Origin of the sequence: Paraburkholderia sp. EG286B, assembly GCF_040965655.1 — a bacterium.
GTDB lineage: Bacteria > Pseudomonadota > Gammaproteobacteria > Burkholderiales > Burkholderiaceae > Paraburkholderia.
Window position 1 is genome coordinate 312,675 of the sequence record NZ_JBFRCF010000003.1, and the last position, 14,458, is coordinate 327,132.

The window sequence follows — 14,458 nt, forward strand, 5'->3', positions numbered from 1 at the left end:
GCCGTCACATGGGCGCTCCAGCTTCCGGGTTCTTTCGTTCGCTCAGGACTTACAACTATCGCGTGTGGTCGGCTGGCGCGCTCGTCTCGAACGTCGGCACGTGGATGCAGCGCACGGCGCAAGACTGGCTCGTGCTCACCGGGCTCACGCACCACAGCGCGGCGGCGGTCGGTATCGTGATGGGCCTGCAGTTCGGGCCGCAAATGCTGTTCATGCCCTGGTCGGGCTTCGCCGCCGACCACTTCGACCAGCGCAGGCTGCTCATGGTCACGCAGGCGCTGCTCGGCACGCTGGCCATTGCACTGGGCGTGCTCACGGCAACCGGGCTCGTGCAGCTTTGGCACGTGTACGTGTTCGCGTTCCTGTTCGGCTGCACGACGGCATTCGATTCGCCGGTGCGGCAAACCTTCGTCTCGGAGCTGGTGGGCGACGCCGATCTCTCCAACGCCGTCGCGCTCAATTCCACCTCGTTCAACGCCGCGCGCATGATCGGCCCGGCCGTGGCGGGGCTCGTCATCGCGTCGGTGGGCGTGGGCTGGGCCTTCCTGCTCAACGGCCTGTCGTTCGTCGCCGTGCTGATCTCGCTCACGCGTCTGCGCGTGGACGAGCTGCGTTCGGCGAGGCGTGCGCAACCCGCGAAGGGCGGCATTGCCGCGGGGTTCCACTACGTGTGGGCGCGACCGGACCTGCGGGCCATTCTCGTCATGCTGTTCCTTATCGGCACCTTCGGGCTGAATTTTCCGATCTTCATCTCGACGATGGCCGTGAACGTCTTTCACGCCGACGCGGGACGCTACGGACTCCTGTCTTCAATGATGGCGGTAGGGACCATGAGCGGCGCCTTCTTCGGCGCGGGGCGCAGCCATCCGCGCTTCATCTCGCTGCTGTTCGCGGCTACGGCGTTCGGGGTGGGGTGCCTGCTGGCTTCGGTTGCGCCGGGCTACTGGTGGTTCGGCGGCGCGCTCGTGATGATCGGCATCGCGGCGCTCACGTTCACCACCGAAACCAACAGCCTCATGCAGCTTTCCACCGAACCCGGCATGCGCGGCCGCGTGCTGGCGATTCGTCTGGCCGTGGCGCTGGGCGGCACGCCCATCGGCGCGCCGATCGTGGGGTGGGTGGCCGACCATTGGGGGCCGCGCTGGGCCTTGCTGGTGGGCGCGGCTTCGGGCTTCGCGGCGGCGATCGTCGCGGCCCGCGCGCTCGCGCGGCGAGCCCACGAGAAGCCATAACGCGCCGCACGATCACACGCAATCAGGCAGGCTTCAACTCCACGCGCTTGATGTCCTTCACGATCACGAGATAGCTGATCACCGTCAAGAGCGCGTTGATGCCGACAAAGGCGAGCGCGCCGTTGAACGAGCCGGTTTCCGCCACGAGATAGCCGATCACGATCGGCGTGACGATGCCGGCCACATTGCCGAACATGTTGAAGATCGAGCCCGAGAGGCCGATCGCTTCGCGCGGCGCGGTATCGGCGATCACGGCCCAGCCGAGCGCGCCCAGGCCCTTGCCGAAGAACGCGAGCGACATGAGCGCGACCACGATCCAGTCGCTGTTGACGTAGTTGCAGCCGACGATGCACGACGACAGCACCATGCCGCCGACGATCGGCACCTTGCGCGCCATGGTGAGCGAGCGGCCCGAGCGGATCAAGGCGTCCGAAGCCACGCCGCCCAGCACCCCGCCCAGAAAGCCGCAGATCGCCGGCAACGAGGCGATCAGCCCCGCCTTCAGGATGGTCATGTGGCGCGCCTGCACGAGGTAGATCGGGAACCACGTGAGGAAGAAGTACGTGAGCACGTTGATGCAGTACTGCGCGAGATAGACGCCCAGCAGCATGCGGTTGCCGAGCAGCTGGCGGATGACCGCCCAGTTCGCACCCTTGCGGCGCTCGGCGCGTTGATGCCCGTTCACGATGCCGCCGCCCGCCTCGATGTATTCGAGTTCCTGCGGGTTCACGCCCGGGTGATCGGCCGGATTCTTCATGAACCGGATCCACACGAAGGCGAGCACGAGGCCGCCCACGCCCATCACGATATAGACGTGATGCCAGCCATACGCATGCGTGAGCCACGCCATGAGCGGCGTGAACACCACGGCCGCGAAATACTGCGCCGAATTGAAAATGGCCGAGGCCGTGCCGCGCTCTTTCGCCGGGAACCAGCTCGCCACCACTTTCGCGTTGGCGGGGAAGGCGGGCGCTTCGGCCGCGCCCATCGCGAAGCGCAGTGCGAACAGGCCCGCAATCGCGGCGCCGGCGCTGCCGAGCAGGCCAATCGAGCTTTGCAGCAGCGTGAAGAGCGACCACAGGAAGATGCTGCCCGCGTACACGCGGCGCGCGCCGAAGCGGTCGAGCACCCAGCCCGCGGGCACCTGCGCGAGCACATAGGCCCAGCTGAACGCCGAGAAGATGTAGCCCATGTGGATGGCGTCGAGACCGAACTCGGTGCGCATGGCCGAACCCGTGACCGAGAGCGTGGCGCGGTCCGCGTAGTTGAGCGTGGTGATGATGAAGATCAGCGAGAGGATCAGGTAGCGCACCCTGGTGCGCCTGGCGACATCGGACTGCGTGGCGGTGCGGCTCAACGACATGTGGATCGACCTCTCTCGTGCGCGAGATTCAGGCCGATGCGGTCACGCTGCGGCCTGAATCTGCTGTCTCCGGACGGCGCGCCTAGTGCGCGCCGCATCTACTTACGCAAGAACGCGCCTGACTCGCGTCAGGCGCGTTCCGTTTGCGGACCTGATTAGCTGCTTGTTCAGCCAGTTGTCAGTAAGTTGTTTGACATCACGGCTGGTTGTCTGAGCTAATCGTACAACGCCCGGGAAGCCGAAGCAACCAGACTGTATGCCTCTTGAGTCGGTCTCAGGGTAAACTCGAATTTCAGGATAACCGCGCGATGGTGGGATGATGCGGCCAAGTTGTTGGACAACATGGCGTCTGCACCCTCAAGACTCCGGCGTTTGAGCCGTAAAGAAGAACACCATGGAAACCGGGGATTGAAGCAACATGCGCAACACGACGGTACGAGCCAGCCTCCTTGCAGTGCTGGTGATCTTTGGCGTGATGATCCTGATTGGCGGTTTCGCGGGCGTGTTCTCGCTCAGGGAGTCGAACGCCAGCGCCCAACGCCTGCATGAAATCGCGCGCCAGACCATTCTGGTCAACGACGCCTACAAAGACACCACGCGCACGCGTTCGGCGCTCGTGCGCGGCTACAGCGCGCTCAAGGAACGCAACGACACGGCCACGCGCGACTCCGCGCTGAAGAGCGCGGCCCACAGCTTCGAGCTTTCGGCGAGCGAGACCCAGGCCTTCGCCAATGCACCGGCGTTCGACGGCATGGACGCGGACCTCAAGCGCCAGTTGCTCGAGTCGGCGGCTCAACTCTCGAACACGCTCACGCGCGCCACCGACGCGCTGCGCAACGGCGACACGGCCGCCTACGTGGCGGTCAACGACACCGACATCACCGCCGCGGGCGCGGCCTATTCCGTGAACGTGGAGAAGTTCCAGAAGCTCGCCAACGCGCTCGCCGAGGCCACGCTCGACGACGGCAACGCGCGCTACACATGGATCGTTACGCTCGTGGGCGTGGGCGTGGCCATCGCGCTGGCGCTCGTCGTCTTCACGCATTTTGCCTTGCAGCGCATCGTGTCGCGGCCGCTGGCCGACGCCGCGGCGGTCCTCGACCGCATCGCTTCGAACGATCTCACCGTGCGCGTACCCGAAGCGGGCCGCAACGAAATCGGCCTGCTGTTCGCGGCCATGCGCCGGATGCAGGCGGGGCTCTCGCAGACCGTGGCCGGCGTGCGCGACAGTTGCGACGCGATTCACACGGCCGCGCGCGAGATCGCGGCGGGCAATCTCGATCTGTCGAGCCGCACGGAGGAGCAGTCCGCCTCGCTCGAAGAAACCGCCGCGAGCATGGAAGAACTCACCTCCACGGTGAAGCAGAACTCCGCGAACGCCTCCGAGGCCAGCACGCTTGCCACGGGCGCGGCCGAACTTGCGCAGCGCGGCGGCGACGTGGTGGGACGCGCCGTGCAGACCATGCAGGACATCAGCGCCAGCTCGCAGAAGATTGCCGAGATCACGAGCATGATCGACAGCATCGCGTTCCAGACCAATATTCTCGCGCTCAACGCCGCCGTGGAATCGGCACGCGCGGGCGAGCAGGGACGCGGCTTCGCCGTGGTCGCGGGCGAAGTGCGCACGCTCGCGCAACGCAGCGCGGGCGCCGCACGCGAGATCAAGGAATTGATCGGCGCTTCGATGGAAGACGTGCGCAACGGCAACGCGCTCGTCGCGCAGGCCGGCGAGGCGATGAACGAGATCGTCAACTCGGTGCGCAACGTCGCCACCATCATGGCCGAGATCACGACGGCCACTGCCGAGCAGAGCACGGGCATTCAGCAGGTGGGCATGGCCGTGAGCCAGATGGATCAGGTCACGCAGCAGAACGCGGCGCTCGTGGAGCAGGCGGCCGCCGCCGCGAGCGCGCTGGAGCACCAGGCGCAATCGATGAAGGAAGCGGTTTCGGTGTTTCGCGTTGGCGCGCTTGCATGAAGATCGATACGCGCGAGACCAATCAATAGAACCAACAAACCAGAAGGGACGACATGAAGAAGAAGGCAATCTTGCGCAGCGTGGCGGGCGCCGCTTTCGGGCTCGCGGCATCGGTGGCCGTGCATGCGGCTAGCTACGTGTATGTGTCGAACGCCGACAGCCAGGACATTTCGGTGTTCCGCCTCGATGCGCAAAGCGGCGCGCTGGCCGCGGTCGAGACCGTGCCGGTGGGCGGCACGGTGATGCCGATGGCGTTCTCGCCCGACCATCACCACCTGTATGCGGCGCTGCGCTCGAAGCCGTATCGCGTGGTGAGCTTCGCCGTGAATCCGCTCGACGGCCGTCTCGCCGAACTGGGCCGCGCGCCGCTCGCCGAGAGCATGGCCTATGTGTCCACCGACGGCACGGGGCGCTATCTGCTCTCCGCTTCGTACGGCGGCAATCTGCTGGCGGTGAACCCCATCGGCGAAAACGGCGTGGCGGGCGACGTGCAGCAAACCGTGAAGACGGGCCCGATGGCGCACATCATTCGCACCTCGCCGGACAACCGCTATGCGTTCGCCTCGGTGCTCGGCGCCGACACCTGGCTGCGCCTGAAGTTCGACGCCTCGACGGGCGCGCTCACCGAAGACGCGAAGCCCGCTTACTCGCTGCCCAAAGATTCCGGCCCGCGTCACTTCCAGTTTTCGCCGGACCAGCGCTTCGTCTATCTGATCGACGAACTCGACGGCAAGCTGCACGTGCTCGCCTTCAACGCGGCGAACGACTCGGTCAAGCCGATCCAGACGATCTCGATCCTGCCCGCCGGCTTCTCCGGCGACAAGCCGTGGGGCGCCGACGTCCACCTCACGCCCGATGGCCGCCACCTGTATATCTCGGAGCGCACGTCGAGCACACTGGGTGCGTATCGCGTGAACCAGCAAACGGGCAAGCTCACGCGCATCGGCACGTACGCCACCGAGAAGCAGCCGCGCGGCTTCAATATCGATCCGTCGGGCCAGTATTTGCTTGCCGTGGGCCAGCTCTCGCCCACGCTGAGCGCGTACCGCATCGATGCGAAGAGCGGTGCGCTGCGTGAGCTTGGCAAGTACCCGGTGGGCAAGGGGGCGAACTGGGTCGAAGTGGTGGACTTCGACGGTTCGAACAGCTAGGCAATGAAGGGCGACTTCGGTCGCCTTACTCCTGGCGGCTCTCGGTCGCGAAGCGCATTGGCTTCACGTTGGGCGGCTCGGCTTGCGCTTCATCGAGACCTTCGATCGAGCGCAGCCGCGCGGGCGCCGAGAACACGATGATCGCGAGCTGAAGGGCGAAGCCGCACGCGGCGCCCACGAGGCAACTCGTCATGCCGAGGCGCGTGCTCAGGAAAGCGCCGAGCAGGGCGCCGAGCGGGCGCGCGCCGAACGTCGCCATCATGATGACCGACGAGACGCGCGCGATCAGATCGCGAGGCGTGACGACCTGGCGCAACGCCGTGGTCGAGATGGTCCAGACGATCGGCCCGAAGCCGAACAGAAAGAACGCCAGGAACACGCTGGCGCGCGAATGTGTGAGGGCGGTGCTCGCCATCAACAGCGAGCCAAACGCGGCGCTCGTCGGGCCGAGCAGGATTTGCCGCCCGAAGACGAGCCGCCTGGCGATGATCTTGTAGAGAAACGCGCCGCCCACCATCCCGAAGCCATATACACCAAGCGCAACGCCCACGGCCGATGGCGCGAACGCGAGCCGGTGTATCGCGTACCACGCGAACACGGCGAGCAGCAGATACCACGACGTATTGAAGACGAAGGCCGTCGCCACGATGGGCCGCAGATGCGTGCTGCGCGCGATGAACTGCACGCCGTCGAAGAGTTCGCGTGCGAGCGCGCGACGCGAACGCGGGCGCGGCGCCTCGGCGGGCAGGCGTGCGAGACACCACGCGCTGGCGAGCGAGAGGGCGAACGCCGCGAGAAACGCGAACACGCCCGACGCCCAGCCCGCAAAAATGCCGCCCACGGAAGGCCCCGCCGTATAGGCGATGCTGCGCGCGATTTCGAGCCGCCGGTTGGCGGCGAGCAGGTCGCCCGTTTCGACCATGGCCGCGACGAGCGAGGGCGCAGTCACGCTGAACACCACCGTGCCGGTTGCGATGGCGAAGCCCAGCGTGCCGAGCATGTAGAGCGACAGCACGCGCGCATGGAACAGCGCGAACAGCACGAAGAGGGCGGCGGCGCGCAGCAGTTCGGTCGCGATCATGAGCGGCTTGCGCCGGCTGCGATCGGCAATGAGACCGGCGGGCAACGAGAGCAGCAGGAACGGTAGGGTATTGACGGCCTGCAGCGAGGCGCTTTGCTGTGCCGTGGCGCCCAATGCCACCACGGCGACGATCGGGATGACCGCAATGGCCATCTGCTCGCTGAATTGCGCGGCGAGACTCGCGTGCGAAAGATTGACGACGACGCGCTGTGGCGTCGCACTACCAGTTGTGCTCATTGTCGATGTCCCGAAGATCGATCCGGCGCGGGCCGGATGCGGTGGTTTGAGCTTCGGGATCGAGTCTACGCAGGGCGCCTGGGTGGAGATATCCGGATCTTGTGGTGATATTCGATGCGTCGGGCGAACGCAGGTCAGTCCGCCTCGATACGATCCGCGTCGCGCGAATCTTTGCGCACCGGCGCATGCGTTGCCGAGTCGCCGCGCGGCGCATCGACATCGCGAACCGCGCGGCTACCCGCAAAGCACACCGCGAGCGTCGCGAGCACGAGCACGCCGAGGGCGAGTTGCAATCCAACGAGCCCCGCGCCGAAGCCGATGATCGGCGGCCCCACGAGAAAGCCTGCATACCCGGTCGTCGCCGCCATCGACACGCCGGTCACGGGCGGGTCGGTCGTACGCCCGGCCGCGCTGAAAATCACCGGCACCACGTTGGCGAGCCCAATGCCGACGCAGATGAATCCCACCACCGCCGTCGCGAGCGCCGGCGCAGCGAGCACGGCGGCCAGACCCGCAGCCGAAAGCAGGCCGCCCAGCGCGACCACGCGCACCGCGCCCAGCCGCCGCACGAACGCGTCGCCCACCACGCGGCACGCCGCCATGGCGAACGCGAACGACGTATAGCCGATGCCCGCGCTATCCGCATGAGCGGGCAAGGCGGTGCGCAGGTACACGGCGCTCCAGTCGGCAATGGCGCCCTCGGTCATCATGCACAGGAACGCGAGCGCGGCGAGCTTCACGACGCCCGCCTGCGGCAACGCGAAGCCGCCGCCCGACGCAGCCTCCGGGCGCGTGCCCACGTCGCGCAGCGAGAACAAAGCCGCGCCGACGATCAGCACGGCGATGGGAATGGCGGGCAGCGCGAGACCGCTCAGCACACCGAACCCTGCTTTCTGAAGCACCGTACCAACGGCCGCACCCGCCAGACCGCCCGCGCTCCATGCCGCATGGAACGACGACATGATCGGCGCATGCCACACTTTCTCGATCGCGCTGGCATGGCCGTTCATGGAAACGTCGAGCGCGCCGTTGAGCGCGCCGAGCAGCAGCAACGCGGCACACAGCAGCGGCGCGTTGGGCGCGAGCGCAGGCAAGGGAAACGCGGCGGCGAACAGCACGCCGAGCAGGGCGGTCGCGCGGCCGCTGCCGAATTTCGGCGCGAGACGACCCGCAAGCGGCATGGCGACGATGGCGCCGAGCGCAAAGGCAAAGAGCGCGACGCCGAGCAGGGAGTCGCCAAGCAGCAGTTTGTCCTTCACGCGCGGCACCTCGACGGCCCACGCGCCGATGCCGAAGCCGTTCGCCAGAAAGACCGCCGTGGTGGCGTAGCGTTCGCGCAGGGGCCTCATCGCGCCACCGCCACGTCGCCGCATGCGGCTTTCAGTTGCTTCAGATGGAGTTTCGGCACGTCGGCATCGACGACCAGATAGTCGAGCGAGGCGCACGGCGCGATGACGAAGGGCGCGGATGTCATGAGCTTTTCCGTGGTGACTGCCGCCGCGATCTGGCCGCTGGCCGCGACCATCGCGCGTTTCATTTCGGCATCCTCTGCATCGAAGGCCGCGATGCCTTCGGACGGATCGAGTGCGCAGGCGCCGAGAAAGCAGAGGTCGGCCTTGATCTGCTGAATCTGCACGAGCGCCGTCGCGCCCAGCGCGCCAGCGGCCTGCGCGCTCACGCGCCCGCCGATCAGGATGACTTCGATGCCTGGGCGCTCGAGCAGTCGCACGCAGGCCTGGGGCGACGTGGTGACGACCGTCAGGCCGGCGTTCTCGGGCAGCGCCGCCGCGATCTCGACGTTCGTGGAACCCGCGTCGAGCAGAATCACCTGGTTGGGTTTGACGAGCGCGGCGGCGGCGCGCGCAAGGCGCGCCTTGGCGGGCAGTTGCTCGCGCATGCGCACGGAGGCGGGCTTGTTGGCGGGCGAGATGAGCAGCGCGCCGCCATACACGCGCTTGCAGTGCCCTGCCTCGGCCAGGTCGCGCAAATGGCGCCGGATCGTGTGCTCCGAAGTGTCGAGCTGCGCGGCGAGTTCGGTGGCCAGCACACGGCCCTCGGCACGCAGTTTTTCGAGGATCAGGCGCTCGCGCTCGTCGGGGAGCAGGCCTTCGCTGGCCGCCAGGCGTGTTCGTTGCATGGGTTTCGGTTCCCGCTTGCTTGTTGGCTTGCCCGTCGAATCGAGCAAAAACGAGCATAAAATATCGTAAACGGGCAATGCATGCAACCGGCCGTGCGGCGTTCGGGGCGCAGCCGCTTCAGCCGCGTCAGGGCAGGGAATAGCGCGAATACGTTTCGATCGGGAGGAGCGCCTGCGCGGGCGGCGTGCCGCCGGCCGCCGCGTGGCGCATCTGTTCGACGGCCGTGCGCAGCAGCAGACCCAAATCTTGCGAAAGCAGATAGTCGATCACGTCCGTGCGCAACAGCGGCTCCGTCACGGCGTTCACCTCATGCGTCACATAGAGCGTGCGGCCCGCAAGGCCGCGCTCGCGCAGCGCCGCCGCGAGTCCTTCGTTGCCGCCCGCCACGTTGTAGATGCCGTCGAGCGCGCCGTGCATTTCCATGCAGCGCCGTGTGGCCTCGTAGGTTGCCGGACCGGAGTCGGCGCCCTTGATCACTTCGACCACGTTCACGTGGGGAAAGCGCTGGCGCAACAGCGAACGAAAGCCGATCTCGCGGTCTTCGTGACAGGTGTACGAGAACGTTGCGACCACAACGGCCACGGAAGGCGAGGGCCGTCCCTCGAGGTGCCGGCCGACGAGGAACGCGGCCGACTGGCCCGCGGCACGGTTGTTCACGCCCACGTAGGTGTGGCGCGCATCGGTGTCGACGTCGGTGATCAGCGTCACCACGCCGAGACCCCGCGCCATGCATTCGCGCAGCGCCGACGTAATGGGCGGCGTGTTCGTGCAGACGATGCCGATGGCGTCGGCAGCGCCTTGCGCCGCATCGCGCACGCGCAGCGCAACGTCTTCGTCGCTGGCGCCCACGCAATTGACCACCTCGAGCGTCACGCCCGCCGCCGCGAACTCGGCTTCGAGGCTCGCTGCCGTGCGTGTGAGTTCCGCGGTGAAGGCGTCGCCGGCCTGCAGGAGGAGGCGCACGCGCAGCGCATGGGACGAAGTACGCGATGCCTGGGACAGCGCCTCGCAGTCGCCCGCGCCCAGTTGTCTGAGCGCGGCTTCCACGGCGCTGCGCGTGCGCGGGTGCACGCCGGGCCGGTCGTTGAGCGCCCGGTCGATGGTCGCGCGGCTTAGCTGCGTGAGTTCCATTAACTGCTTCAGCGTCGGGCGGCTCTTCATCGGGGCTCCGGAGCGAATGAGTACGATCGCATTTTGCCTCAAAATGAGTCTTTCGATCCGAATATTTGAAATTTATCTCCACGTGGAGAACGTTTTCAGGCGCGAATTTCTTAGGTGAAAACCCTCTGATGCTCAATATGAGTCATTTTATCCTTTGACGATGGCTCATTTAGAGCCTGTAATTCGACTCAAGGATGAGCAAAATCAAAGCGGCTCATCAGCGTTCAATGTCATGCACGGGAGTTCGACTCATGTCCGCACAGCCAGGCTCGCCACAAGTCATCACGATGGACGATTGGTACCGTTGCCCGCTCGACCGCAAGGTGCTCAAGGAGGTCACGCGGCGCAACGACAGGACTGCCCTGACGTATTTCGGCGGCTTCATGGCGCTCGTGCTCGCCACCGGCGCGCTCGCGTGGCTTTCGTTGGGCACGCTCTGGTGCATTCCGGCCTTTCTGCTGTACGGCACGATCTACGCGTTCGCCGAGGCGATCGAACACGAGCTGCGTCATCGCACGCCGTTCAGGAGCGAGTGGCTCAACGAGTCTGTGCACTGGGTGATCTGCTTCATGACCTGGCGCGAGCAGATCTATAGCCGCTGGTCGCACGCGCAGCATCACACTTATACGCACCTCACGGCCACAGTGCCTGCCGACGTCGAGATCGCCGTCAAGCGGCCGCCCAACTACGTCAAGCTCGCCACCGACTTCCTGCGCGTTTCCCATGGCATTCACCATCTCGGCAACATCGTGCTGCATAGCCTCGGCATCGTGACGAGGAGCGCTAAGGCCGTTGTGCCGGTGGTCGAATATCGGGCGATGCGCCGCAATTCGCGGGTCATGCTCGCGCTCTACGTGGCCGTTGGCGTGTGGGCCTTCGCAGTGCATAGCTGGCTGCCCGTGGTGTTCCTGCTGCTGCCCCGCGCCTACGGCGCCTGGCTGCATGAACTGCTGGCCATTACGCAGCACACCGGTTTGCGCGAGAACGAACTCGATCACCGCTTCTCCACCCGCACACTGCGCCTGAACCCCGTGCTGCAGTTTCTCTACTGGAACATGAACTATCACGTCGAGCACCACATGTTCCCCAACGTGCCGTTTCATGCGCTGCCCAAACTGCGCAAAGCGATCGAGGCCGACTTGCCGCCCGCTTATGACGGTCTGTTCGACGCGTGGGCCGAGATCGTGCACGTGTTGCGCATGCAGCGCCACGACCCGGACTACATGATCACGCCGCAGGCGCCCGGCAAGACGGCGGGCGCGATGCGCGAAGCCGCCGCTGCGAATGCCTTTGCCGCCGATACGCAATGACGCCTGGACGCTACCTGTAGACCCTTTTCGAAAGATGACGATGGAGGAGACGACCATGAACATTCTTCAATGGCACGAGGTATGCGCGAGCGACGCACTCGAAGAAGAGGACGTGATGGAGTTCGAGCACGAAGGCGAGCTGTACGCGATCTATCACACGCCCACGGGCTACTACGCGTCCGCAGGGGTCTGCACGCACGAAACGGCGCGTCTCGCGCAAGGTCTCGTGTTCGGCGACATCATCGAATGTCCGATGCATATGGGGCGTTTTCACATTCCCTCGGGCGCGGCCAAGGGGGCGCCGGTTTGCGTGAACCTCGCCACGCACCCGGTCAAGGTGGAAGGCGGCACGATCTATCTCGGGCTCGCCGCGGATTGATTCGGCATACGAATCTTTGAAGCACCACGATAACGATGCAACTTAGGAGACAGCCGTGAATGTTCCTTTCCTGAAGGTCTTGCCGCTGGCGGCGACGGTGCTGGTACTCGCAATGAGTCCCGTAGCGCACGCGGACCCCGTGGCGCATTTCGACTTCATTTCGCACGCGCCCGATTCGGATGCGTGGTGGAATACCGTCAAAAACGGCATCAAGCAGGCCGATCAGGACTTCAATGTACAGACCGATTACCGTAATCCGCCCAATGGCGATATCGCCGACATGGTGCAGCTCGTGAATCAGGCGGCCGCGCGCAATTACGACGGCGTGGTCACGACCATTGCGGATTTCGATCTGCTCAAGGGCGCTGTGGCGCGCCTGAAAGCGAAGAACATTCCCTTCATCACCGCGAATACGGGCACCGAGCAGCAGAGCGCCGAGCTTGGCGCGCTCATGCACGTGGGCCAGCCCGAATATCTCGCGGGCAAGGAGGCGGGGCTGCGCGCGAAGGCGGACGGCGTGAAGACGTTCCTGTGCGTGAACCATTACGCCACGAATCCGCTCTCGTTCGAACGCTGTCGCGGCTTTGCCGACGCCATCGGCGCGAACATGAAAACCTCGGTGCTCGATGCAGGCACCGATCCCACGGGCATAGAATCGAAGGTGAGTGCGTATCTGCGCAACCACCCGGACACCCAGGCCGTGCTCACGCTCGGTCCGACCTCGGCCGATCCGACGATACGCGCGGTGAAGAGCCTCGGGCTGGCGGGCAAGATCTGGTTTGCGACTTTCGATATCGATTCGGACGTCGCGAAGGGCATCAAGGACGGCACGATCAAGTTCTGCACCGACCAGCAACCGTATTTGCAGGGATATATTCCGGTGGCCCTGCTGGCGATCATGCGTCAGAACCACAACAACGACGTGCTGCAGGCGCGCACCGCGCTCGAGCAGAACCCGAAGTTCCAGCAGCGGTTGAAGGACTATGGGCTCAAGCCCGTGTACGAGGCGCGCAATATCAGCTCCGGGCCGGGCTTCATCACGCTGCAGAACATTCAGCAGGTGTCTGCGCTCGCGGGCCAGTATCGTTGAGCGTGCAAGGAGTCAGCATGAGTGCGGGCGATGCCATGGTGGTGATCGGCGGCGGCCAGTGCGGTGCACGCGCCGTGCAGGTGCTGCGCGAAGGCGGCTGGCAAGGCGCGATCGCGCTGATCGCCGATGAAGCCGCGCAACCGTACGAACGGCCGCCGCTTTCCAAGGCGGTGCTGCTGGGCGAGCGCACGCCGGAACAGGGCGCGATACACCGCGAGGCGTTCTATCGCGAGCACGGTGTCGATCTGCGCAGCGGCTGCGCCGCGAGCGCGATCGATCGCGCTGCGCACACGGTAACGCTCGAGAACGGCGAGACGCTTGCCTACCGTCGCCTGCTGATCGCGACCGGTGCCGAGCCTCGCCGCATGAGCGTGCCCGGCGCGGATCTCGCGGGCGTGCACGTGTTGCGCAATGCCGGCGACGCGCTCGCCATCGCGGGCGAACTCGGGTCAGGGCGCCGCATTGCCGTGGTAGGCGCGGGCTTCATCGGGCTCGAAGTCGCGTCCTCGGCCGCGCAGCGCGGATGCGAAGTCGTCGTGTTCGAAGCCGCGCCGCGCGCGTTGATGCGCGCGGTGCCCGCGGAGGTGGCGCAGTGCCTCGTGGTCCTTCATCGCCAGCGAGGCGTTGATGTGCGCTTCGACGTGCAGGTGCAGCGCGTCGAGGGCGAAGGGCGCGTCAATGCTGTCGTGCTCGGCGACGGAACCGTCGTGCCTTGCGATGCCGTCGTGGTCGGCATTGGCGTCGCGCCGCGTGTGGCGCTCGCGCAGGAAGCGGGTCTCGCGATCGATAACGGCATTGCCGTCGATGCCACGCTGCGCACCAGCGACCCGGATATCTACGCAGCGGGCGACGCGTGTTCGTTCGTGCATCCGCTATACGGGCGGCGCATTCGTCTCGAATGCTGGCGCAACGCCGAGGATCAGGCGCGCGTGGCGGCGCTCAACATGCTCGGTCGCGACGAGGCGCACAGCGCCGTGCCGTGGTTCTGGTCCGATCAATACGACATGACGATCCAGATCGCGGGCTTGCCCGCGTTCGGCTCGACGAAGGCCGTGCGCGCGACGGGCACGGCATCGAAGGTGTTCTTCGCGTTCGACGAGGCAGGCGTGCTGGTGGGCGCGAGCGGCGTGGGACAAACGGGCGAAATCGCCCGCGACGTACGGATTGCGCAGGAACTGATTGCGCGCCGCGCGCGCATCGCCCCCGAGTGTCTTGCCGACAGCGCGACCAAACTCAAATCGCTGCTCGCCGCAGGCGCGCACTGAACGAACGGACCGATCTGCTCGGCCGGTGGCTCCACCCGCCGGCTTTTTTCCACTGCGGTTCGAGTGGGGCGAT

Annotated in this window: 12 protein-coding genes; 7 read left to right on the forward strand and 5 right to left on the reverse strand. The window is 66.0% G+C overall.

What is annotated here, in order from left to right:
* Positions 1-8: 8 nt before the first annotated feature.
* A complete protein-coding gene (locus AB4Y42_RS07590; protein WP_368691030.1) occupies positions 9-1,232 on the forward strand; it encodes an MFS transporter in 1,224 nt (407 codons plus the stop codon).
* A gap of 22 nt (positions 1,233-1,254) precedes the next feature.
* On the opposite strand, the gene AB4Y42_RS07595 is transcribed toward AB4Y42_RS07590, so the two are convergent.
* Entirely contained in the window at positions 1,255-2,595 is a 1,341-nt protein-coding gene (locus AB4Y42_RS07595) for an MFS transporter (RefSeq protein ID WP_368693803.1), read from the reverse strand.
* A gap of 418 nt (positions 2,596-3,013) precedes the next feature.
* Between AB4Y42_RS07595 and AB4Y42_RS07600 the strand changes: the two genes are divergently transcribed.
* Together AB4Y42_RS07600 and AB4Y42_RS07605 are read left to right on the forward strand one after the other, a co-directional pair.
* Positions 3,014-4,573, forward strand: a complete 1,560-nt coding sequence (locus AB4Y42_RS07600) for a methyl-accepting chemotaxis protein (protein ID WP_368693804.1) — start codon at positions 3,014-3,016, stop codon at positions 4,571-4,573.
* 53 nt (positions 4,574-4,626) lie between these two features.
* Entirely contained in the window at positions 4,627-5,724 is a 1,098-nt protein-coding gene (locus tag AB4Y42_RS07605) for a lactonase family protein (protein ID WP_368693805.1), read from the forward strand.
* A 25-nt stretch (positions 5,725-5,749) separates the two neighbouring features.
* Here the strand turns inward: AB4Y42_RS07605 and AB4Y42_RS07610 are convergent, their stop codons facing one another.
* The 4 genes from AB4Y42_RS07610 to AB4Y42_RS07625 form a co-directional block, all read right to left on the reverse strand.
* A complete protein-coding gene (locus AB4Y42_RS07610) occupies positions 5,750-7,042 on the reverse strand; it encodes an MFS transporter (protein ID WP_368693806.1) in 1,293 nt (430 codons plus the stop codon).
* A gap of 134 nt (positions 7,043-7,176) precedes the next feature.
* Positions 7,177-8,391 (reverse strand): MFS transporter, encoded by a 1,215-nt coding sequence (locus AB4Y42_RS07615; protein WP_368693807.1) that lies wholly within the window; start codon positions 8,389-8,391, stop codon positions 7,177-7,179.
* Positions 8,388-9,179 (reverse strand): DeoR/GlpR family DNA-binding transcription regulator, encoded by a 792-nt coding sequence (locus tag AB4Y42_RS07620; protein ID WP_368693808.1) that lies wholly within the window; start codon positions 9,177-9,179, stop codon positions 8,388-8,390. The genes AB4Y42_RS07615 and AB4Y42_RS07620 overlap by 4 nt, the downstream gene beginning before the upstream one ends.
* Before the next feature lie 127 nt (positions 9,180-9,306).
* Positions 9,307-10,341, reverse strand: coding sequence for a LacI family DNA-binding transcriptional regulator (locus AB4Y42_RS07625; protein WP_368693809.1), 1,035 nt, complete (start codon positions 10,339-10,341; stop codon positions 9,307-9,309).
* Positions 10,342-10,592: 251 nt separating this feature from the next.
* Here AB4Y42_RS07625 and AB4Y42_RS07630 point away from each other — a divergent pair, with 251 nt between their 5' ends.
* The 4 genes from AB4Y42_RS07630 (at position 10,593) to AB4Y42_RS07645 (ending at position 14,385) form a co-directional block, all read left to right on the forward strand.
* A complete protein-coding gene (locus AB4Y42_RS07630; RefSeq protein ID WP_368693810.1) occupies positions 10,593-11,651 on the forward strand; it encodes a fatty acid desaturase in 1,059 nt (352 codons plus the stop codon).
* A 55-nt stretch (positions 11,652-11,706) separates the two neighbouring features.
* The gene (locus AB4Y42_RS07635) at positions 11,707-12,030 is read left to right on the forward strand and encodes a non-heme iron oxygenase ferredoxin subunit (protein ID WP_368693811.1); all 324 of its coding nucleotides are present in this window, start codon (positions 11,707-11,709) and stop codon (positions 12,028-12,030) included.
* 112 nt (positions 12,031-12,142) lie between these two features.
* The gene (locus tag AB4Y42_RS07640; RefSeq protein WP_368693988.1) at positions 12,143-13,120 is read left to right on the forward strand and encodes a sugar ABC transporter substrate-binding protein; all 978 of its coding nucleotides are present in this window, start codon (positions 12,143-12,145) and stop codon (positions 13,118-13,120) included.
* A 17-nt stretch (positions 13,121-13,137) separates the two neighbouring features.
* Positions 13,138-14,385, forward strand: a complete 1,248-nt coding sequence (locus tag AB4Y42_RS07645; RefSeq protein WP_368693812.1) for an NAD(P)/FAD-dependent oxidoreductase — start codon at positions 13,138-13,140, stop codon at positions 14,383-14,385.
* Positions 14,386-14,458: the final 73 nt, after the last annotated feature.